The organism is Cryobacterium sp. 10I5 (assembly GCF_035019865.1).
GTDB classification, from domain to species: Bacteria; Actinomycetota; Actinomycetes; order Actinomycetales; family Microbacteriaceae; genus Cryobacterium; species Cryobacterium breve_A.
Genome location: NZ_JASJVI010000007.1, coordinates 51,319 through 70,741 on the forward strand (window position 1 = coordinate 51,319; position 19,423 = coordinate 70,741).

The following is a 19,423-nucleotide window of genomic DNA, read 5'->3' on the forward strand; positions in this document are numbered from 1 at the left end:
GCGACGCCAGAAGACGCCTCCGTTGGTCGGTTGGACCGCGTTGAATCTAACAGAGTTCCGGGAACTTCCGCGTATTTCCGGCGTTTTTCGACATCTTGGGGTGCTTTTTGCCCCTTCTGGATGCCCATTTCCGCTGTGCGCGGAATCCGGGCGGAGTCGGAACGGAATCCGGGATGCCTTGCCGGCGCATCCGCCCGGGTACGCAAAAGGGGATGTCGACCGGAGTCGACATCCCCTCATTCGCGGAACCGGAGTTCAGCGGAGCGATTCAGCGGGTGTTACCAGCTGGACTTGGTGATGCCGGGCAGCTCGCCGCGGTGCGCCATGTCGCGGAAACGCACGCGCGAGATGCCGAACTTGGAGAGGTGGCCACGGGGGCGACCGTCGACGGCGTCGCGGTTGCGCACGCGCACCGGCGAAGCGTTGCGGGGAAGCTTCTGGAGGCCGAGGCGGGCTGCCTCGCGCGACTCGTCCGTACCGGACTCGTCGACGAGGGCCTTCTTCAGCTCCAGGCGCTTGACGGCGTAACGGGCAACAACGATCTTGCGCTGTTCGTTACGGGCGATCTTGCTCTTCTTGGCCATGTGTTAGCGCTCCTCTCGGAAGTCAACGTGCTTGCGCACTACGGGGTCGTACTTCTTGAGTACGAGACGGTCGGGGTCGTTACGACGGTTCTTGCGGGTCACATAGGTGTAACCGGTGCCGGCCGTCGAACGGAGCTTGATGATCGGGCGGACGTCATGCTGCTTGGCCATTAGATTTTCTCCCCACGGGCGAGCAGGTCCTTGACGACCGACTCAATGCCACGAGCATCGATAACCTTGATTCCCTTGACCGAGAGGGTCAGGGTGACGTTACGGCGCAACGAAGGCACGTAGTACTTTTTGGTCTGTACGTTCGGGTCGAAACGACGCTTGGTGCGTCGGTGCGAGTGCGAAACGTTGTGTCCAAAGCCGGGAACGGCTCCGGTCACCTGGCAGGTTGCTGCCATGGTTCTCCTCCAATACCGAAGGGCGAATGCCCTTCCCAAGATCTCTTGTCGGCCGGGCACAGCAGTTCCACTTCACTGGTTCAGGAAGCGAAGCCGATGCATTCCGGCAGTGCACGCAAAGATATGCGCAGCAACCGCCAACTCTACGGGTCAGCGGGTGTCCGCGCAACTCGGCTCAGGCGATGGCGGTGGTGGCGGCGGATGCGGCGGTGCACTCCGCGCAGAGGCCGAATACGTCGACGACGTGGGCGGCCTGGGTGAAGCCGTGCTCGGCGGCGACGTTCTTCGCCCAGGTTTCGACGGCATCCGCTTCGATTTCGACGGTGAGTCCGCAGTGCCGGCAGATCAGGTGGTGGTGGTGGTCGGTCGTGCTGCAGGCCCGGTACAGGCTTTCGCCGTCCGGCGACTGCAGGCAGTCGGCCTCACCTTCCCCGGCGAGGTCGGCGAGGGCGCGGTAGACCGTCGCCAGTCCGATCGGGGAGCCGGTGGCGTGCAGGCGGCTGTGCAGGCCCTGCACGCTGACGAATCCGACCGTGTCGCTGAGGGCCGTGCGCACGGCCTCGCGCTGCCAGGTGTTGCGCTTCATGACTTCCACCCTAGGCTGGCCCGGGTTCCGGCACGACCGGTGGCCGGCCGGGCGGTCCGGGTGCGGGTCGGGGAGCCACTGGTCCGGGGGCTGCCGGCCCGGGAGCGGAGCTGACGCACGGCGAGGGCCAGGAGGAAGAAGGCTGCCGCGGTGAGTGCGATCGCCGGCCCGGCGGCGACGTCGAGGGCGCGGGAGAGCAGTACCCCGCTGATCCCGGCGGTCGCCCCGAGGACGGGTGCCGCGATGAGGATCTGGCCGACGGTGCGGGCGAGCAGGCGCGCGGCGGCCGCGGGAGCGGCGATCAGGGCGATCGCGAGGATCGCGCCGACGGCGGGCATCGCCGTGACGACGGTCGCGGTGATGAGGCCCAGGGTGAGCAGTTCCACGGGCCATTCCCGGTAGCCGGCCGCGCGGTAGCCGTTCGGATCGAAGGTGGAGAACAGGAGTTCCTTGCCGAAGAAGACGACGGCCAGCACGGCGAGCCCGAGCACGCCGGCGGCGAGCCCGATGTCGGAGCCGGTCGTGGTCAGGATGGATCCGACGAGGAACGAATCGACGTGCACGGGCAGGGACGGGTTGAGCGCCTGCAGGAGCACCCCGAGCGCGAAGCCCGCCGTGAGGACGATGCCCGAGGCCACCTGGCTGCCCTGGCGGCGCACCCGGCTGATCAGGGTCATGATGCCGACGATGGCGATGCTTGCGACGAAGGCCCCGAGCGGGATGCTCAGCCCGAGCATCGCGGCGCCGACCGCTCCGGGGAAGGTCGCGTGGGTGAGCGCCTGGGCGAAGAAGGTGCGCCTGCGGAGCACCACGAGGGAGCCGACGAGACCGCAGAGCGCGCCGATCACGGCGGCGGCGAGGAGCGCGGTGCTGAAGTAGTCCATCAGCGCACCGCCGCGGGAAGGGGCCGCGGCGCGCGCACCCGGCCCCGCAGGAGCCGGCCGACGAGCGCGAGCGCATAACCGGAGACGAGCACGAGCACGACGGTCGCGCCGCTCGGCAGGTTGACGCCTGCCCCCACGGATGCCAGATAGCCGAGGGAGAGGCCGATCCACGCCGCGACGGCGGCGAACACCGCCGCGACCGGGAACAGAAGCCAGAGGCGCACGGTCACGAGCCGTGCGACCGCGCCGGGAACGATCAGCACCGCGAGCACGAGCAGGGTTCCGACGGCGCTCGACGCGGCGACGACGACGAGGGCGATCGCCACGTTGAGCACGAGGTCGAGCACGAAGGGCCGGTAGCCGACGGCGGAGAACCCGGTGCGGTCGAAGGCGCGGAAGAGTTGCTCCTTGAGCGTGACGCCCACGAGGAGGAGGGCGATCGCGCAGATCACGACCGTCTGGACGACCTCGACCACGCTGATCGTGAGCAGCCGCCCGAACAGGAGTTGTTCGAGCTGGCCGACGTAGTTGGTCTGTCGGGACACCACGATCACGCCGATGCTGAACATGGCCGTGAACACGATCGCGATCGCGGCGTCGACCGGGACCGCGCGGCGCATCAGCACGGCGAGCACCACGGCGGTGAGCACGGCCGCGACGATGGCCCCCGCGAAGAGGCCCTCGCGGCCGCCCCAGACGAAACCGATCGCGATGCCCGGGAACACCGCGTGGGTGAGCCCGTCGCTGATGAATTCGAGCCCGCGCAGGTTGACGAGCACGCCGACGATGCCCGCGACCAGGCTGAGAACGAGCAGCACCATGAGGGCGCGGGCCATGAACGGCAGGGAGTATGCGTCGAGGAGCGCGCCCCAGGCATCCACTCAGTGCCCCGTGTGGCCGGGCACGACGACCGTGTGCTCGTCGAGTTCGACCCCGACAGCGCGGAAGGTGCGCTGGACGTTCTCGAGGCTGAGCACCTCGTCGAGGGGGCCGAACGCGACCTGTCCGCCGTTGAGGAGGAGGACCGATTCGCAGACGTCGCGGGCGAGTTCGAGGTCGTGCGTCGAGACGAGCACGGCAACGCCGTCGGCCTTGAGCCGCTTCACGGTGTCGACGAGCGCGTTGCGGTTCTCCTGGTCGAGGCCGTTGAACGGTTCGTCGAGCAGGAGCAGGCGGGGCCCGGATGCGAGGGCGCGGGCGAGGAGGCCGCGCTGCTGCTGACCCCCGGAGAGTTCCCCGAACCGGGTCCTGGCGCGTTCGGCGAGCCCGACGGCCTCGAGGGCCGCGGCGACGTGCGCGCGGTCGCGTTTGCCGGGCAGGCGCAGCCAGCCGAGGGAACGGTACCGTCCCATCATCACGACCTGCTCGAGGGTGACGGGGAATTCCGGGTCGAGCTCGTCGGCCTGGGGCACGTACCCGACCGCGCCTGCGGGGGCCGGGGACTCACCGAGCACCTCGACGGTGCCTTTCGTTCGATGGATCAGGCCGAGCACACCCTTGAGCAGGGTCGACTTTCCCGAGCCGTTCGGCCCGATCAGGGCGACGGCCTCGCCCGCGCGCAGGTCGAAGGTGACGTCTTCGAGAGCGGGCGTCTGGGCGTATGCGAAGGATGCCCCGGCCACGTGGAGGGCGAGCGGCACGGTGCTCCTCGGTTGAGAATCGTTCTCGTTCACGTCTTCACTCTCGCAGGTCTGCCGGGACGGCGGTGGGGGTGACACCCCAGGACTCGAGGATCAGGCGCACATTGTGCTCCTGGGCGGCGATGTAGGTGGCGCCGTCGCTGCCCGCCGGGCCGAGGGAGTCGCCGTAGAGGGCGTTCTCGCCGGAGTAGACGGTCACCCCGGCCTGCCGGGCGATCGTGTCCGCGGCCTTGGGGCTGATCGACGCCTCGGAGAAGACGGCCTTGACGCCGGTGGCCCTGATCTTCGTGACGAGCTGGTCGATGTCGCTCGCGCTCGGTTCGGCGTTGTCGTCGAAGCTGGGGATCACGCTGCCGACGTAGGTGATTCCGTACGCGGTCGTGAAATAGCCGAAGGCGTCGTGGTTGCTGACGAGGAGCCGTTCCGCGGCGGGGACGGGGTCGATGTTCGCGCGGATCCAGCTGTCGAGTGCGGTGAGCCGGGTGTCGTACGCCGCGGCGTTGGCCGCGAGAGCGGCGGCGCGTCCGGTGTCTGCTGTGCTCGCGGTCGCGAGGCCTGCGGCGATGGTCCGGGTCATGGCCTCCGCGTTGGCGACGTCGGTCCAGATATGCGGGTTGCCGCCAGCGTGGTCGTGTGCGGCATCCGTGGAGGCATTGCCGGCCGCTGAATCATTGCCCGCCGCATCCGCTGCGATCGTGATGCCGGCGTCGGAGTCGATCGTCACTCCGTGGAAGCCCGAAGCGTCGATCGCGTCGGTGAGCCATTCCTCGAGGCCGACGCCGTTGATCACGAGCACATCGGCACGGCCGAGGGCCGTCAGGTCGGCCGCGGAAGGGTCGTAGCTGTGTGCACTCTGGTTCGGCTGGATCAGCTGGGTGAGCGTGACACCAGGGGTGTCGCCGATGATGTTCCGGGTGAGGTCGGCAACCTGGGTCGTCGTCGCGACGACCTTGAGATCGCCCGCGGAGCCCCCGAAACCGCCCGCTGACCCGGCACTCGAGGCCGAGCATCCGCTGAGGGCGAGCGCGGCCGCGGCCAGGAGCGCGGGGAGGACGAATCGGGAAGCTGTCACACAGTGACGGTATCCCTATTGATAATGATTGTCAAAACCATTAGGTCGCAGCTGCGCTGACTGCCGCCGCCAGTTTCCGGCGCGGACAACTGTTGCCCGTGTACGAGCCACAGTTGTCCGCACCGGCAACAGTTGCTCCGCGATGCGCCGCTAGACGACGCCGGAGGTGCCGAGGAGCGACCCGATCAGGAAGGTCACGACGAGTGCTGCGGCGCCGCCGAGCACGACGCGGATGATGGCGCGGAGCTTGGGGCTGCCGCCGAGGTGGGCGCCGGTCGCGCCGAGCGCGGCCAGGGCGACGAGCACCGCGCCGAAGGTGATCGGGATGCGGACGCTTGCGGGCAGCAGCAGGATGGCCAGGAACGGGAGCAGGGCCCCGAGCGTGAACGCCGCGGCCGAGACCCAGGCGGCGTGCCAGGCGCTCACGACATCGTCCTCGGTGATGCTGTGCTCGGCGAGCAGGTGGGCGCGCACCGGGTCGATCGCCGTGAACTCCACGGCGACCTGCCGGGCCGTCGCGGGCGCGAGGCCCTGCTTTTCGTAGAGTTGCGCGAGTTCCTCGAGTTCGCCCTCCGGGTCGACGCTCAGTTCGCGCTTCTCGCGCGCGATCAGGGTGCGCTGGCTGTCGCTCTGGCTGCTGACGGAGACGTATTCGCCGAGGGCCATCGAGATCGCGCCGCCGACGAGGCCGGCGGTGCCCGCTGCGGCGATGACTGCTGTCGAGCCGCTCGCGCCGGCGACGCCGACGACGAGGGCAGCGACGGAGACGATGCCGTCGTTGGCGCCGAGCACCCCGGCGCGGAGCCAGTTCAGGCGGCCGGCATGGCTCTCGCTGCGCTTCCGGTCGTCGGCTGCTGCCTCGACCGCTGGGACGACGGGGGCGATTCTGGCGGGGGCGATGGAGGTCATGAAGAACATCAGACCACAGGGAATCCGCGCCCGCCAGCGTGGAAAGCCTTACCTCACCAGCGCATTAAAGGGCTGGTGAGGTAAGGCTTCCCAAAGTTTGTGCGCTGTTCGGGACGCGCTATTCGAGGAGGAGGGCCGGTTCCTCGATGATGCTCGCGACGTCCGCCAGGAAGCGGCTCGCCACGTCACCGTCGACGACCCGGTGGTCGAAGCTCGCGCCGATGGTCGTGACCTGGCGCACCCGCACCTCGCCGTCGACGACCCAGGGCTTGGGCTTGATCGTGCCGAGGGCGACGATCCCGGCTTCGCCCGAGTTCAGGATCGGGGTGCCGGTGTCCATGCCGAAGACGCCGATATTGGTGATCGTGATCGTGCCCCCTGCCTGGTCTGCCGGGGTGGTCTTGCCGTCACGGGCGGTCAGGGTGAGCATCTCGAGGGCGCGGGCGAGCTCGAGCAGGCTCATGTCCTGGGCCTCTTTGACGTTCGGCACGATCAGCCCGCGCGGGGTGGCCGCGGCAATGCCGAGGTTCACGTAGTGCTTGATGATGATCTCCTGGTCCGTGAAGACCGAGTTGACGGTGGGGTTGCGGCGCACCGCCCAGATCATCGCCTTCGCCATGATCAGCATCGGTGAGACGCGCACCCCGGCGAAGTCGGTCGAGGCCTTGAGGCGCTTGACGAACTCCATCGTGCGCGTGGCGTCGACGTCGACGAACAGGCTGACGTGCGGCGCGGTGAAGGCGCTGCCGACCATGGCCTGCGCGATCGCCTTGCGCACACCCTTGACCGGGATGTGCTCCTCGCGGTCACTCGGCCATTCCGGTGTCTGGATGTTGCGGAACACGCTCGCCTGGGTCGCCCCGCGCAGCACGTCCTCGCGTGTGACGTCGCCGACCGGCCCGGTCGCTTCGACGAGGGCGAGGTCGACCCCGAGATCCTTCGCGAGCTTGCGGATCGGCGGCTTGGCGATGACCGGCCCGGCGGATGCCGCGCGCGGCGCCCGGGCCTGGGCTGCGGCAGGCGGCCGGGGCGTTTCGATCGCGGGAGGAGCGATCGAGGCGTGCGGCGCGGCGCCGTCGGACCCGCGCCGGCGACGGGTCGGCACGCTCGGGGCGGCTCCCCGGCCCACGAGCACCTTCGGTTCCTCAGCGGTGATGGTCGACCCGGTGTCGAGGGCCGCGCCGGCCAGCTCGGTGACGCTCGCGGCGGGTACCTGCCCTGCTTCGGCATCCGCCGCCACGGCAGCGGGGGCAGCGGCCGGAGCCGAACCAACGGGGGCGGGCTCCTCGGCCGGGACGATGGTGATGATGACCGTTCCGACGTCCACGGTCGTTCCGACCTCGACGAGGATGGCGCCGACGACACCGACGAACGGGGACGGCAGTTCGACGAGCGACTTGGCCGTCTCGATCTCGACGAGCACCTGGTTGATCGACACGGTGTCGCCGGGGGCGACCCGCCACTCGACGATTTCAGCCTCGGTGAGGCCCTCACCGACATCGGGAAGGGTGAAATTCAGGACGCTCATCTGGGTTCCTTGCTGTGGGTCATGCGAGGTGCGGGGCGGTGCATGTCAGTACGCGAGGGAACGATCGACCGCTTCGAGGACACGGTCGGGGGACGGCAGGAAGTGGGTCTCGACCGCGGCGGGCGGGAAGGGGGTGTCGAAGCCGGAGACGCGCAGCACGGGAGCCTCGAGGTGATAGAACGATCGCTCCGTCACGGTCGCGGCGATCTCGGAGCCGACGCTCACGAAGCCGTATGCCTCCTGGGCGACGACCAGGTGGCCAGTCTTCTCCACGGAGGTGAGGATGGGACCGTAGTCGATCGGCGAGATCGAGCGCAGGTCGACGACCTCGATGCTGATGCCTTCGACCGCGGCGAGTTCAGCGGCCTGCAAAAGCACCGTGACCATGGCGCCGTGCCCGACGATCGTGACGTCGGTGCCGGCGCGGACGACCCGGCTCGCGTGCAGTGGAATCCCGCTCGCGCCGAAACGCACCTCGCCCTTGGGCCAGTAACGGCTCTTCGGCTCGAAGAAGATGATCGGGTCATCCGAGGCGATCGCCTCCTGCATCATCCAATAGGCGTCATGCGGGTTCGACGGGCTGACCACGCGCAATCCGGGGGTGTGCGCGAAGTACGCCTCCGGGCTCTCCTGGTGGTGCTCGATCGATCCGATGTGTCCGCCGTATGGAATCCGGATCACGACGGGCATCGTGACCTGGCCCTCGTGCCGGTTGCGCATCCGGGAGAGCTGGCTGGTGATCTGGTCGAAGCCGGGGAAGACGAAGCCGTCGAACTGGATCTCGCAGACCGGACGGTAACCGCGGAGGGCGAGTCCGATCGCGGTGCCGACGATGCCGGACTCGGCGAGCGGGGTGTCGAGCACGCGCTTGTCGCCGAATTCGGCGTGCAGGCCCTCGGTGACGCGGAACACTCCGCCGAGCGGCCCGATGTCCTCGCCCATCATCAGGACCTTCGGGTTGTCGAGCATCGCCTGGCGGAGGCCGGCGTTCAGGGCCTTCGCCATCGGGAGGTTCGCCGAGGTGGCGGGCGCAGCGGATGCCGCGGCGGGAGCGGCCGGTGCGGCCGACTTCAGGACCGGGGTCTCGGTCACGATCGTGTCGCTCACGCGTCGCCTCCTTCGAAGGATGCTTCGTATCGGTCGAGCCAGGCCTTCTGCTCCTGGATCAGCGGGTGGGGTTCGGCGTAGACGTTGTCGAAGATGACCGAGCGCTCGGGCGAGCGGATCTCGAGAGCCCGGCGGCGGACATCCGCTGCGTGGTCCTCTGCCTCTTCGTCGACGGAGTCGAGGAAGTCCTGCTCGACTCCGAGGCCCTGCAGGTAGGCGCGGAACCGGACGATCGGGTCTTTCGCGACCCAGGCGGCGAGTTCCTCCGGGTCACGGTACTTGGTGGGGTCGTCTGCGGTGGTGTGCGCTCCGACCCGGTAGGTCATCGCCTCGATCAGGGCGGGGCCCTTGCCTGCGCGGGCGTCGTCGAGGTGCTTGGCGGTGACGGCGTAGCTTGCGAGCACGTCGTTGCCGTCGACCTGGGTACCGGGCATGCCGAAGCCGCCCGCGCGGAGGTAGAGCGGGGTGCGTGACTGCCGGGTGACCGGGACCGAGATCGCCCAGTGGTTGTTCTGCAGGAAGAAGACCTGCGGGGTCTGGTAGCTCGCCGCGAAGACGAGGGCCTCGTTCGCGTCGCCCTGGGAGGAGGCTCCATCGCCGTAGTAGACGATCACCGCCTCGTCGGTCTCCGGGTTGCCGGTCGCGGTCGTGCCGTCGAGCTGCATGCCCATCGCGTAGCCGGTCGCGTGCAGGGTCTGCGAGGCGAGCACGAGGGTGTACAGGTGGAAGTTGCCGTGCTCCTCCGGGGTCCAGCCGCCGAGGGTGACGCCGCGCAGCATCCGCAGGATGTCGACGAGGTCGAGCCCGCGGATCATGCCGACGACGTGCTCCCGGTAGGAGGGGAAGACGTGGTCCTGTGGGCGGGTGGCGTACGCACTGCCGACCTGGGCGGCCTCCTGGCCATGACTCGGCACCCAGAGGGCGAGCTGGCCCTGGCGTTGCAGGTTCGCCGCCTCCTTGTCGAAGCGGCGGACGACGACCATGTCGCGGTAGAACCTGCGGAGGTCGTCTTCGGTCAGGCGGTCGAGGTACGGCATGAACTCCGCCGCCGCCTCGCTCGGCTCGACGAGGCCACTCGTGGAGAGCACCTGGACCAGGGGTGAGTCGTTCTCGAGCGCTGCCATCGTACTAACCTAGCCGCCGGGCCGAATGCCCCATTGGTAGATTGTGTACAAGGTCCGCGCAGGTTCGCAGTAGTTCTTCCACAGATTCTTCCTCGCCGGTCGAGATCCGGATGCCCTCGGGGAACGGCCTCACCACGAGCCCGGCCGCACCGAGCGCCGCGGCCGCGGCACCGGTTTCCGCGCCCGTCGGCAGCCAGATGAAGTTGCCCTGAGGTGCGGGGGTGTTCCAGCCCTGCTCCGTGAGCGCGCGCCAGATCGTGTCACGACGGATGCCAATGGTGCGCACCCGGTCCATGAGCTCGTCATCGACATCGAGCGATGCGATCGCGGCAGCGCTGGCGACACCCGTGACCGACAACGGAATCGCCGTCGCACGGGCCGCGTCGAGGATCGCGACCGGCCCGAGGCCGTAGCCGACGCGGAGCCCGGCGAGGCCGTAGGCCTTGGAGAAGGTGCGCAGCACGACGAGGTTCGGGTAGCGGCCCAGCAGGGAGACGCCCTTCACCGCGTCGGGGTCGGTCACGAACTCGGCGTACGCCTCGTCGAGGATGACGAGCAGCGTCGAGGGGATGGCATCCATGAATGCCTCGAACTCCGCAGCGCGCACGATCGTGCCGGTGGGGTTGTTCGGGCTGCAGACGATCAGCACGCGGGTTCTGTCGGTGATCGCGGCGGCCATCGCGGCGAGGTCGTGGCCGTGATCCGGTCGGTTGGGCACCTGCACGCTCGTCGCGCCGGCGACGGTGACGAGGCTCGGGTATGCCTCGAAGGATCGCCAGGAGTAGACGACCTCGTCTCCCGGGCCCGCGGCGGCGAGGATGAGCTGGGAGAGCAGGGCGACGGAGCCGCTGCCCACGTGTACCTCGTCAGCCGAACGTCCGTAGCGGGCGGCGAGGCGTTCCCGCAGCTCGGACGCCGAGGCATCCGGATAGCGGTTGTAAGCGGTCTCGGCGCCGACAGCGGCGATCACGCCGGGCAGCGGCCCGAATGGGTTCTCGTTGCTCGAGAGCTTGAAGGCACTCGCGGCTGCCGCCTTTCCCTGCCTGTAGGCCGGGAGGGCGATGATTTCGGGGCGCAGTCGCACCGCTGACTGGTCTGTGGGGCTCACTCGGCGATTCTACGCCGGGGCGTATTCGCGGGGCCGCATGAGCCACGCGGAAACCGGCCGTTCCACGAGTGCGCAGCGCCCGGTCAGGTGCCATAGTGGTCGCATGGCCCGATTCCTGATCAAGCTGATTCTCAATGCCGTCGCCCTGTGGCTCACCACCCTCCTCGTGTCGGGAGTGAGCGTCGAACCCTATGCCCCGGACACCGGCGCCATCGTCGTGACCTATCTGCTCATCGCCCTCATCTTCGGTCTGGTCAACGGCGTGATCGGCGGCTTTGTGCGCGTCATCGCCTTCCCGCTCTACGTGCTGACCCTCGGCCTCCTCGCGCTCATCGTCAACGGACTCCTCCTGTTGCTCGTTGCCCTGATCTCCGACGGCCTGGGTTTCGGACTGCAGGTCGACGGGTTCTGGACCGGGGTGCTCGGGGCGCTCGTGCTCGGCATCATCAGCTGGCTGCTCGGCGTGCTCGCGCGTCCGGCCACCGGCCGCCAGTAACCGGCCAGGTCTTCCGCCGCCCGGTCACGGCCCGGCCACCCGGATGCCGCGCCACCGGGTGACCTCCGCCGATCCCGATGCGCCGACCCCGGCCAGGGTGTCCCGGAAGCGCAGCAGGTTCGGCTCCGCTGAGTCGTCCATCAGGCGGGCGGTGGCCTGGTAACTCGTGAGGGAATGGGCGGGCAGCGCCTGCCCGGCCGGCGCCTCGCCGGCGGCGAACGCCCTGCTGCGCACGAGGACCCGGTCGTCGATCCCGGCCGCAGTGCCGCCGAACGCCGGAACGATGTCGTCCGTGTGCTCGACGGTGACGGCCTCCACCCCGGCCGGAATGGAGAGCGCCGCCGTCGGGCTGCCGAAGGACGCGACGCCGACGGCGTTGAACTCTCCGGACTCGGCGAGCTGGACCGCGATCTGGCCGCCGAGGGAGTGCCCCACCGGGAGCACCGGGTCCTGCGGCTGGACACCGGCCGCGTGCATCGCCTCGACCACGGCACGGTACGCGCCGGAGGGGCCGAGCGGCGCCGCCGCGCCGGAGACGTCGCTGGCCAGGTCGAACGGCTGCCCGGTCCCCGTCGGGTCCCACTCCGCGGTGCCGCCGATGTACACGATCCAGGACGGTGGGGAGCCGGCGGCACCGGCGTAGCGCTCGATCCGGATCTGCGGGCCCTCGGCCCGCGCGTCGGGGATTCGCCGCGCGAGCTCCCCGAACCCGTCAGGAGGCAGGGCCGAGAGGACGGCCGGATGCACCGGGCTGCCCGTCTCGGTCACCCGGTGCACGCTCACCGGCGTCTCCCTGAGGAGGCCGAACGGGCGGACCAGGAGGAGCGCCGCCCCGGCGGCGGACGCGAGTCCGAGCATACCGAGCCCCTCGTCGCCGAGCTCGAGCGCTGCGGGGAACGGCAATCCGAGCGCACCGACGGCCGCGTCGTCGGCGGAGGACACGAGTACGCGCACCGCGGCGACGACGGCCGGGTCGCTCAACAGGCCCGGGTTCGCCTGGAACCACGCAGCGACGTCCGCCAGGCTCCCCTCTGTGAACACCCCGCCGAACAGCGCCCGACCCGCGAGCCCGCCGAGCGCGATCGCCGCGAGGTTCGGCAGCGCGCCGAGAATCATCAGCGGGGCTGCGCGCCCCACGAGGTAGCCGAGCCAGGCTCCCGCAACCCCGCTCGCGCGCTCGACCGCGCGCTCGACGCGCCCATAGTCTTCCGCGGCCGTCAGGAGCGCATCGGCGAGGGTTCTGCTGCGCTCGACGATGTCGGCGAACACGGTGTCTGTCAGCAGGATGCCGAGGCCCGGATCGGCGTCTGTCCAACGCACGGCGGGCGTCTGCACGGAGTCGAGCGCGCGGATCCGGGCGAGCCGGGCCCGCCAGGACTCGGCTTCCGTCTGGAGCGTGCGGAGCACGGCCGCCTCGGCAAGAACAGCATCCGTCGCGACGAGGGTTCCGCCGCCGCCGGAGACCAGCAGGCCTTCGCCGGACTCCGGCCCGCTCACTCCGACCATCCACCCGGGTTCGCCCGGGCAACGGCTGCGAGCTGCGCCTTCTCACCCTCGATGCGCACGAGTACCGCGGTGAGCGTCTCCTCGATGCTCCGCTCCGCCCCGGCCAGGAGCGCGGCGAGCTCCCAGCGGCGTTCGAGGTAGGCGCGCTGCGCCTCCGAGCGCCACTCGGCGGGCGCGCCGGCCGGGAGAAGCCGGCGCGCGGCGAGGGCGACGTCGTCAGCCAGGGTGCGCAGCAGCATCCGCTGGTGCCGTAGCTCGGTCAACCGGTCGGTCTCCGGCGGATATTGCCACCACTGCATCGGCCTCCCCTTCCCCGGGGCCGACCCGGCGGCCCCGACGGACCGATCCTGCGCGACTGGGCCTGCCGGAGAGGCCGTCGCCAGGAACCTGGGGAAAGCGAAGTCCCTCGGCCAGGTGTGGAGGAGGCGAAAGTGACGGACAATGGAGCCATGACCTTCTCGGCGATCCGCCCCGACGAGGCGACGCCCTTTCGGATCATCTTCGTCTGCACCGGCAATATCTGCCGCTCACCGATGGCGGAGATCACCCTGCGCGATCTGGTCACCCGGTCCGGGTTGGGGCGGCTGATCTTCACGAGTTCTGCGGGCACCGGTGACTGGCACGTCGGCGAGCAGGCGGATGCCCGCACGGTCGCCGCCCTCAAGCGGCAGGGCTACGACGGCAGCCACCATCGCGCCCGCCAGTTCGACCCGGACTGGTTCACCGACTATGACCTCGTCGTCGTGCTCGACCGCACCCAGGAGCGCATCCTGCGGAACTGGGCGGTGAGCGACCGGGACAGGAGCAAGGTACGCCTGCTGCTCAGCTTCGACCACGAACAGGCGTCCCTGCACGACGTGCCGGACCCGTACTACTCCGACGATGCGATGTTTGACTCGGTATTGGGCATGATTGAGAAGGCAAACCTCGCGCTCTTCGCGCAACTAGAGCCCGCAATCCGACAGGGAGTCCGATGAGTCCACTACCCCCCCAGGTCCTCAGCCCACTAGACGGCCGCTACCGCGCCGCCGTCACCGAACTCGGGGAGTACCTGTCGGAGGCCGGCCTCAACCGTGCTCGGGTGCACGTCGAGGTCGAGTGGCTGATCACCCTCACGGATCGCAGCCTGTTCGGCTCGACGCCCCTCGACGCCGAGCACAAGGCGTCGCTGCGCGCCCTCGCCACCGACTTCGGCCAGGCCGAGATCGACGAACTCGCCGTTCTCGAGGCCACCACCCGCCACGACGTCAAGGCTGTCGAGTACCTCGTCCGCCGGCGCCTGACCACGCTCGGCCTCGACCGGATCAGCGAGCTCACCCACTTCGCCGCGACGAGCGAGGACATCAACAACCTTGCGTACGCACTCACCGTGAGCGCCGCCGTGCGCGAGGTGTGGCTGCCCAAACTCCGTGCGACCATCGGGCTGCTCCGCCTGCGCGCCCTGGACTACCGGTCGGATGCGATGCTCGCCCGCACCCACGGCCAGCCGGCGACGCCGACGACGGTCGGCAAGGAGATCGCGGTCTTCGTGTACCGGCTCGAACGCCTCGCGTCACAGGTCGAGGCCAACGAGTATCTCGGCAAGTTCAGCGGCGCGACCGGAACGTTCGCTGCGCACGTCGCAGCGGATCCCGCGATCGACTGGCCGGCCGTGTCCCGCGCCTTCGTCGAGGGCCTCGGGCTCACCTGGAATCCACTCACGACCCAGATCGAGTCGCACGACTGGCAGGCCGAGCTCTACTCCAAGGTGTCCCACGTCAACCGGGTGCTGCACAACCTGGCGACGGACGTCTGGACCTACATCTCCCTCGGCTACTTCCGGCAGATCCCGCAGGCCGGCGCGACGGGGTCATCGACGATGCCGCACAAGATCAACCCGATCAGGTTCGAGAATGCCGAGGCGAACCTCGAACTGTCCTCCGCGATCCTCGACTCGCTCGCCGCGACCCTCGTCACCTCGAGGATGCAGCGGGACCTGACCGATTCGACGACCCAGCGCAATATCGGCGTCGGCTTCGGCCACTCCCTGCTCGCCCTCGACAACATCGTCCGCGGCCTCGGGGAGATCGACATCGACAGGGTCCTGCTCGCGCACGATCTCGACGTCAACTGGGAGATCCTCGGCGAGGCGATCCAGACCGTCATCCGGGCGGAGGTCTCGGCCGGCCGGTCGACCATCGCAGACCCGTACGCGCTGCTCAAGGAGCTCACCCGCGGCAAGCGGATCAACCAGGCCGACCTCGTCGCCTTCGTCTCCGGCCTCGAGATCGGCGAGGATGCCCGGGCGCGCCTGCTCGCGCTGACTCCCGCGGCATACGTCGGACTCGCCGACAGCCTCGTCGACTACCTCGGCTGACCCCGCACCTCACTAATTCGACGGAGATTTTGGTTTTTCACCACCTGAGAGCGCGATCTAAGCGCTTTCCGGGCAAAAACTCCGTCGAATTGGTTAGGGCAGCTGGCCCTTGTCCTGCTCGTCGATGTCGGTCTTCTCGGCGTCGTTGGGCTTCATGTTGAGCACGAGCATGGCGATCACGACGAGCACGACGATGAACGTGATGCCGAACCCGATCAGCGCAAGCAGTGGCTCCCTGGTGCTCATCAGCACGACGAGCCCGAGGAACACGGCCATCACGCCGGCGAGGCCGACCAGTTCGAGCGGCTTCAGCACTTCGGAGCGGCTGGGCTTGCGCGGCGTGTTCTGGGTCACTGGGTGTCCGAATCGTTGGGTGCTGCGGGGTGAATCGAGTCGACGGATGTCTCTGCGGCGGCGGCCACGGTCCACTTGAGCGAGAACGCGGCGATGCCGAGGTAGACCGCGAGCATCACGAGGTAGGCGCCGAGCAACCCGACGGAGACGACGACGTTCGGCGGCAGCACCAGCACGACGATCGCGAACAGCACGGTTGCAGCGCCCATGACGAGCCAGTCGCGGTCTGCCGGGTCCCTGCGCCGGGCACGGATGCCGCTCGACAGTTCCAGAGAACCGGTCACGATGCCCCACACCGTGACGAGGTAGAGGAAGAAGCCGAGCCCGCCGCCGTGGAAGGCGAGGGCGAGCGCTCCGGCGACGACGCCGGCAATACCCTGCACGAGGAAGGCGCTGCGTTCCCGGGAGTCAGCGAGCGTGCGCCGACTCAGCACGGCGACGATGAGACCGCTCACGAGGGCGAAGGCGCCGAACACCAGGAGCCCGAATTCCGGGGAGTGGTTCGCGGTGAAGGTGATCAGGACGGCCGGGACGACGGCGACGCCTGCGCGCACGAGGGGCACGGTCCAGTAGCCGGCGGCGCGGTGGTCCGTGCCGGCAGTGGCGGGTGCGTCGGCCATGCGGAGACCCCTTTCGTGCCTGCGGCTTCCTGCCTGCGAGCGGATGCTCGTCATCGGGTGGCGAGACTGCCCAAGTCTACGCGGGCCGGGTCGGAGCATCCGCTCTCAGCGGGATCTAGAGCGCGTTGACCGCGCCGAGGATCTTGGTGAGGGAATCCTTGGCGTCGCCGAACAGCAGCGTCGTCTTCGGGTCGTAGAGCAGCTCGTTCTCGATGCCCGCGAAGCCGGGGCGCATCGAGCGCTTGAGGAAGACGACCTGTCGGGCGTCGCCGACGTCGAGGATCGGCATGCCGTAGATCGGGGAACCGGGCGAGGTCTTGGCCGCGGGGTTGACCACGTCGTTCGCGCCGACGACGAGGGCGACGTCGGTGTTCTTGAACTCGGGGTTGACCTCGGCCATTTCCTTGAGCGATTCGTACGGCACGTTGGCCTCGGCGAGGAGCACGTTCATGTGCCCGGGCATCCGGCCGGCCACGGGGTGGATCGCGAAGACGACCTCGACGCCCCTGGCCTGCAGGGTCGTGGCGAGTTCGGCGATCGTGTGCTGGCCCTGGGCCACGGCCAGGCCGTAGCCGGGAACGATGACGACCCGCTGGGCGTAGTTGAGCAGCACGGCGACGTCTTCGGGGCTCGAGGAGCGGACCGGGCGGTCGCTCTGCGTCGTCGAGCCTGCGGTCGAGCCGCCCTTGAAGGCGCCGAACATGATGCCGCTGACGCCGCGGCCCATGGCGGCGGCCATCGCGCGGGTCAGGATCGTGCCGCTCGCACCGACGAGGGTGCCGGCGACGACGAGCAGCAGGTTGCCGATCACGATGCCGGAGGCCGCGACGGCGAGTCCGGTGAATGCGTTCAGGAGGGAGATGACGATGGGCACGTCCGCGCCGCCGACCGGCAGCACGAGCAGGGCGCCGACGACGAGGCCGAGGACGAGCAGCACGACCGCCCAGCCCGCGGCACCGGTGCCGACGACGAAGCCACCGGTGACGAGCGCCAGGAGGACGATGCCGCCCATGACCCAGGCGAGCCCGGGGAACACGAGCGGGCGGGAGCTGATCAGGCCCTGGAGCTTGCCGACGGTGACCGCGGAACCGGCGAAGGACACCGCGCCGACGAGCATCGTGAAGACGACGGCGACCCTGGTCCAGCCGTTGGCGCTTTCACCGAGTTCGAGCATCGCCACGAGAGCCGCTGCGCCGCCGCCGACGCCATTGAACAGGGCGACGAGTTGGGGCATCTGCGTCATCTGCACGCGGCGTGAGATCGGGGCTGCGATGGCCGAACCGACCGCGATGGCCACGATGATGGCGGGGATGTTGTCCATCCGGACCGAGAAGAACACCGTGATGACGGCGAGGAGCGCTCCGGCGGCGCCGATCAGGTTGCCGCGGCGGGCGGTTTTGGGCGAGGACAGGCCGCGGAGGGCGAGGATGAAGCAGACGGCGGAGACCAGATAGAGAAGCCCGGTCCACTCGGGGCTGAGCAGGCTCATTTGGCGGTGTCCTTCGAGTCGGCGCCGGCCGGTTTGCGGGGGGCGAACATTTTGAGCATCCGGTCGGTGACGACGAAGCCGCCGACGAGGTTCGCCGTCGCGAGAAGCACGGCGAGGAGGGCCACGATGAGCAGCCAGATGTTGGTCGTCTGGCCGGCGACGGTGATCGCGCCGATCAGGATGATGCCGTGAATGGCGTTCGCGCCGCTCATCAGCGGGGTGTGCAGGGTGCTCGAGACCTTCGAGACCACTTCAAAGCCGACGAAGACCGCCAGCACCACCACGGTCAACAGGGTGATCGGATCCATCAGTCTTCTCCTTGCAGCGCGGCCTGGGCCGCGAGGGCGACCTTGGTCGGTTCGTGCGTCACTTCGCCCGAGTGGGTGAGGCATGCGCCGGCGATGACCTCGTCGGTGAAATCGGGGGCGACCTGGCCGTCGCTCGTCATGAGCGCGAGCAGGTTCGCGACGTTCTTGGCGTACAGGCGTGAGGCGTCCGCGGGCATCGTGGATGCCGCGTCCTTCATCCCGACGAGGGTGACGCTTCCGTCCCCGCTCGCGACCGGAACGAGGGTGTCGACGCCGGCGACGACGCCCTCGACGTTTCCTCCGGTTTCGGCGGCGAGGTCGACGACGACGGAGCCGGGACGCATGCCGGTGACCATGTCGTGCGTCACGAGCAGGGGTGCGGGGCGGCCGGGGATCGCGGCCGTGGTGATGAGGACATCCGCTGCGGCGACGTGGGGGGCGAGGAGCTCACGCTGGCGGACGGCGCGGTCTTCGCTGAGCTCGCGGGCGTACCCGCCTGCGCCCTCGACGGCATCCAGGTCGAGCGTCACGAAGGTTCCGCCCATCGAGGTGACCTCGTTGGCGGATGCCGGGCGCACGTCGTACGCCGAGACGCGCGCGCCGAGGCGCTTGGCCGTCGCGATCGCCTGCAGGCCGGCGACACCTGCGCCGAGGACGAGGACGCGCGCGGGCGGGATGGTGCCGGCAGCGGTCATGTACATCGGGAAGAACCGCGGGAAGCGGATGGCCGCCTCGAGGACGACCCGGTAGCCGGCGACGAGGGCCTGCGAGGTCAGGGCGTCCATCGACTGGGCGCGGCTGATACGCGGCACGAGTTCAAGGGCGAAGGCCGTGACGCCGGCGGCAGCGAGTGCCGTGACGGTCGGGAGTTCGTTGGCGGGGGACGCGAGTCCGACGGTGACGAGGCCGGAGTGGAGTCGGGCGGCCAGCTGGGGGCTGAGGGGACGCACGTGGCAGTAGACGTCGAGGTCATCGAGCGCGAGCTGCGGGACGACGGTGGCACCGGCATCCGCATAGGAACGATCGGAGAATCCCGCAGCGCTGCCGGCACCGGCCTCGATCAGGACCTCGACACCGAGGCCTCGTAGTTGCTGCACAGTCTCCGGTGTGGCGGCGACTCGCCGCTCTCCCTCGATGCGCTCTCGCCCAATGCCAACCTTCACGCGGGTATCTCCTTCGCGGCGGCCAGCCACGAGCAAATCCGGAGAATCCGAAAGCTTGCGCGGTTTTACCGCCCTCCCGCTAGCGTACCGGGCATACGGGGGCGGCTTTAACGCGGAATCTACGTGTCGACTGCGCCCGCTGACTGTCTCAGAGGGGTCAAATATGCGCCGTCCGCCACGGT

At 69.2% G+C, this 19,423-nt stretch carries 23 protein-coding genes; 3 read left to right on the plus strand and 20 right to left on the minus strand.

Translation table 11 applies throughout. The features are described from left to right. Positions 1-278: 278 nt before the first annotated feature. The 13 genes from rpsN to QN350_RS04220 form a co-directional block, all read right to left on the minus strand. Complete coding sequence (gene rpsN / locus QN350_RS04160) at positions 279-584, minus strand: 30S ribosomal protein S14 (protein ID WP_134448490.1); 306 nt, start codon at positions 582-584, stop codon at positions 279-281. Between the two features lie 3 nt (positions 585-587). Then, positions 588-755, minus strand: a complete 168-nt coding sequence (gene rpmG / locus QN350_RS04165) for a 50S ribosomal protein L33 (RefSeq protein ID WP_092322741.1) — start codon at positions 753-755, stop codon at positions 588-590. Continuing rightward, positions 755-991, minus strand: a complete 237-nt coding sequence (gene rpmB / locus QN350_RS04170) for a 50S ribosomal protein L28 (RefSeq protein ID WP_134448494.1) — start codon at positions 989-991, stop codon at positions 755-757. The genes rpmG and rpmB overlap by 1 nt, the downstream gene beginning before the upstream one ends. Positions 992-1,166: 175 nt before the next feature. Next, on the minus strand, positions 1,167-1,577 hold the full coding sequence (locus QN350_RS04175; protein WP_322138548.1) for a transcriptional repressor: 411 nt from the start codon (positions 1,575-1,577) through the stop codon (positions 1,167-1,169). Then, entirely contained in the window at positions 1,574-2,461 is an 888-nt protein-coding gene (locus QN350_RS04180) for a metal ABC transporter permease (RefSeq protein ID WP_322138547.1), read from the minus strand. Before QN350_RS04180 ends, QN350_RS04175 begins: the two co-directional genes overlap by 4 nt. Further along, positions 2,461-3,342, minus strand: coding sequence for a metal ABC transporter permease (locus QN350_RS04185; protein WP_322138546.1), 882 nt, complete (start codon positions 3,340-3,342; stop codon positions 2,461-2,463). Before QN350_RS04185 ends, QN350_RS04180 begins: the two co-directional genes overlap by 1 nt. Further along, entirely contained in the window at positions 3,343-4,134 is a 792-nt protein-coding gene (locus QN350_RS04190; RefSeq protein WP_323507842.1) for a metal ABC transporter ATP-binding protein, read from the minus strand. A gap of 4 nt (positions 4,135-4,138) precedes the next feature. Continuing rightward, positions 4,139-5,173: a metal ABC transporter substrate-binding protein gene (locus QN350_RS04195; protein WP_322138544.1), complete on the minus strand. Its 1,035-nt coding sequence runs from the start codon at positions 5,171-5,173 to the stop codon at positions 4,139-4,141. Between the two features lie 150 nt (positions 5,174-5,323). Further along, a complete protein-coding gene (locus QN350_RS04200) occupies positions 5,324-6,082 on the minus strand; it encodes a VIT family protein (protein WP_322138543.1) in 759 nt (252 codons plus the stop codon). A gap of 118 nt (positions 6,083-6,200) precedes the next feature. Next, positions 6,201-7,610 carry a dihydrolipoamide acetyltransferase family protein gene (locus QN350_RS04205; protein WP_322138542.1) on the minus strand — a complete coding sequence of 470 codons (1,410 nt, stop codon included), beginning with the start codon at positions 7,608-7,610 and terminating at the stop codon, positions 6,201-6,203. A 45-nt stretch (positions 7,611-7,655) separates the two neighbouring features. Further along, positions 7,656-8,615 (minus strand): alpha-ketoacid dehydrogenase subunit beta, encoded by a 960-nt coding sequence (locus QN350_RS04210; protein WP_323515896.1) that lies wholly within the window; start codon positions 8,613-8,615, stop codon positions 7,656-7,658. A gap of 98 nt (positions 8,616-8,713) precedes the next feature. Further along, a complete protein-coding gene (gene pdhA / locus QN350_RS04215) occupies positions 8,714-9,841 on the minus strand; it encodes a pyruvate dehydrogenase (acetyl-transferring) E1 component subunit alpha (RefSeq protein WP_281533604.1) in 1,128 nt (375 codons plus the stop codon). 4 nt (positions 9,842-9,845) lie between these two features. Beyond that, positions 9,846-10,949 carry a histidinol-phosphate transaminase gene (locus tag QN350_RS04220; RefSeq protein ID WP_322138541.1) on the minus strand — a complete coding sequence of 368 codons (1,104 nt, stop codon included), beginning with the start codon at positions 10,947-10,949 and terminating at the stop codon, positions 9,846-9,848. 103 nt (positions 10,950-11,052) lie between these two features. Here QN350_RS04220 and QN350_RS04225 point away from each other — a divergent pair, with 103 nt between their 5' ends. After that, positions 11,053-11,445 carry a phage holin family protein gene (locus tag QN350_RS04225; protein ID WP_281533602.1) on the plus strand — a complete coding sequence of 131 codons (393 nt, stop codon included), beginning with the start codon at positions 11,053-11,055 and terminating at the stop codon, positions 11,443-11,445. A 24-nt stretch (positions 11,446-11,469) separates the two neighbouring features. On the opposite strand, the gene QN350_RS04230 is transcribed toward QN350_RS04225, so the two are convergent. Both QN350_RS04230 and QN350_RS04235 read right to left on the minus strand, forming a co-directional pair. Continuing rightward, entirely contained in the window at positions 11,470-12,942 is a 1,473-nt protein-coding gene (locus QN350_RS04230; protein WP_322138540.1) for a hypothetical protein, read from the minus strand. Next, complete coding sequence (locus QN350_RS04235; RefSeq protein WP_322138539.1) at positions 12,939-13,250, minus strand: hypothetical protein; 312 nt, start codon at positions 13,248-13,250, stop codon at positions 12,939-12,941. Before QN350_RS04235 ends, QN350_RS04230 begins: the two co-directional genes overlap by 4 nt. 150 nt (positions 13,251-13,400) lie before the next feature. On the opposite strand from QN350_RS04235, the gene QN350_RS04240 reads away from it, so the two are divergent. Next, positions 13,401-13,928: a low molecular weight protein-tyrosine-phosphatase gene (locus tag QN350_RS04240; protein ID WP_322140363.1), complete on the plus strand. Its 528-nt coding sequence runs from the start codon at positions 13,401-13,403 to the stop codon at positions 13,926-13,928. Next, entirely contained in the window at positions 13,925-15,307 is a 1,383-nt protein-coding gene (gene purB, locus QN350_RS04245) for an adenylosuccinate lyase (protein WP_322138538.1), read from the plus strand. The genes QN350_RS04240 and purB overlap by 4 nt, the downstream gene beginning before the upstream one ends. 93 nt (positions 15,308-15,400) lie before the next feature. Here the strand turns inward: purB and QN350_RS04250 are convergent, their stop codons facing one another. From QN350_RS04250 to QN350_RS04270, 5 genes are all read right to left on the minus strand, one after another. After that, a complete protein-coding gene (locus tag QN350_RS04250) occupies positions 15,401-15,661 on the minus strand; it encodes a hypothetical protein (RefSeq protein WP_322138537.1) in 261 nt (86 codons plus the stop codon). Continuing rightward, complete coding sequence (locus QN350_RS04255; protein WP_322138536.1) at positions 15,658-16,281, minus strand: DUF308 domain-containing protein; 624 nt, start codon at positions 16,279-16,281, stop codon at positions 15,658-15,660. Before QN350_RS04255 ends, QN350_RS04250 begins: the two co-directional genes overlap by 4 nt. A 115-nt stretch (positions 16,282-16,396) precedes the next feature. Next, positions 16,397-17,770, minus strand: a complete 1,374-nt coding sequence (locus QN350_RS04260) for an NAD(P)(+) transhydrogenase (Re/Si-specific) subunit beta (RefSeq protein ID WP_134448525.1) — start codon at positions 17,768-17,770, stop codon at positions 16,397-16,399. Further along, positions 17,767-18,078, minus strand: coding sequence for an NAD(P) transhydrogenase subunit alpha (locus QN350_RS04265; protein WP_322138535.1), 312 nt, complete (start codon positions 18,076-18,078; stop codon positions 17,767-17,769). The genes QN350_RS04260 and QN350_RS04265 overlap by 4 nt, the downstream gene beginning before the upstream one ends. Continuing rightward, entirely contained in the window at positions 18,078-19,241 is a 1,164-nt protein-coding gene (locus QN350_RS04270) for a Re/Si-specific NAD(P)(+) transhydrogenase subunit alpha (RefSeq protein WP_322138534.1), read from the minus strand. The genes QN350_RS04265 and QN350_RS04270 overlap by 1 nt, the downstream gene beginning before the upstream one ends. Positions 19,242-19,423: the final 182 nt, after the last annotated feature.

Bases quoted from the DNA above. Each gene is read 5' to 3' on its own strand.
- rpsN (WP_134448490.1), bottom strand. From the start codon at position 584: ATGGCCAAGAAGAGCAAGATCGCCCGTAACGAACAGCGCAAGATCGTT.
- rpmG (WP_092322741.1), bottom strand. From the start codon at position 755: ATGGCCAAGCAGCATGACGTCCGCCCGATCATCAAGCTCCGTTCGACG.
- rpmB (WP_134448494.1), bottom strand. From the start codon at position 991: ATGGCAGCAACCTGCCAGGTGACCGGAGCCGTTCCCGGCTTTGGACAC.
- QN350_RS04175 (WP_322138548.1), bottom strand. From the start codon at position 1,577: ATGAAGCGCAACACCTGGCAGCGCGAGGCCGTGCGCACGGCCCTCAGC.
- QN350_RS04180 (WP_322138547.1), bottom strand. From the start codon at position 2,461: ATGGACTACTTCAGCACCGCGCTCCTCGCCGCCGCCGTGATCGGCGCG.
- QN350_RS04200 (WP_322138543.1), bottom strand. From the start codon at position 6,082: ATGACCTCCATCGCCCCCGCCAGAATCGCCCCCGTCGTCCCAGCGGTC.
- QN350_RS04205 (WP_322138542.1), bottom strand. From the start codon at position 7,610: ATGAGCGTCCTGAATTTCACCCTTCCCGATGTCGGTGAGGGCCTCACC.
- QN350_RS04210 (WP_323515896.1), bottom strand. From the start codon at position 8,615: ATGGCGAAGGCCCTGAACGCCGGCCTCCGCCAGGCGATGCTCGACAAC.
- pdhA (WP_281533604.1), bottom strand. From the start codon at position 9,841: ATGGCAGCGCTCGAGAACGACTCACCCCTGGTCCAGGTGCTCTCCACG.
- QN350_RS04225 (WP_281533602.1), top strand. From the start codon at position 11,053: ATGGCCCGATTCCTGATCAAGCTGATTCTCAATGCCGTCGCCCTGTGG.
- QN350_RS04235 (WP_322138539.1), bottom strand. From the start codon at position 13,250: ATGCAGTGGTGGCAATATCCGCCGGAGACCGACCGGTTGACCGAGCTA.
- QN350_RS04240 (WP_322140363.1), top strand. From the start codon at position 13,401: ATGACCTTCTCGGCGATCCGCCCCGACGAGGCGACGCCCTTTCGGATC.
- purB (WP_322138538.1), top strand. From the start codon at position 13,925: ATGAGTCCACTACCCCCCCAGGTCCTCAGCCCACTAGACGGCCGCTAC.
- QN350_RS04255 (WP_322138536.1), bottom strand. From the start codon at position 16,281: ATGGCCGACGCACCCGCCACTGCCGGCACGGACCACCGCGCCGCCGGC.
- QN350_RS04260 (WP_134448525.1), bottom strand. From the start codon at position 17,770: ATGAGCCTGCTCAGCCCCGAGTGGACCGGGCTTCTCTATCTGGTCTCC.
- QN350_RS04265 (WP_322138535.1), bottom strand. From the start codon at position 18,078: ATGGATCCGATCACCCTGTTGACCGTGGTGGTGCTGGCGGTCTTCGTC.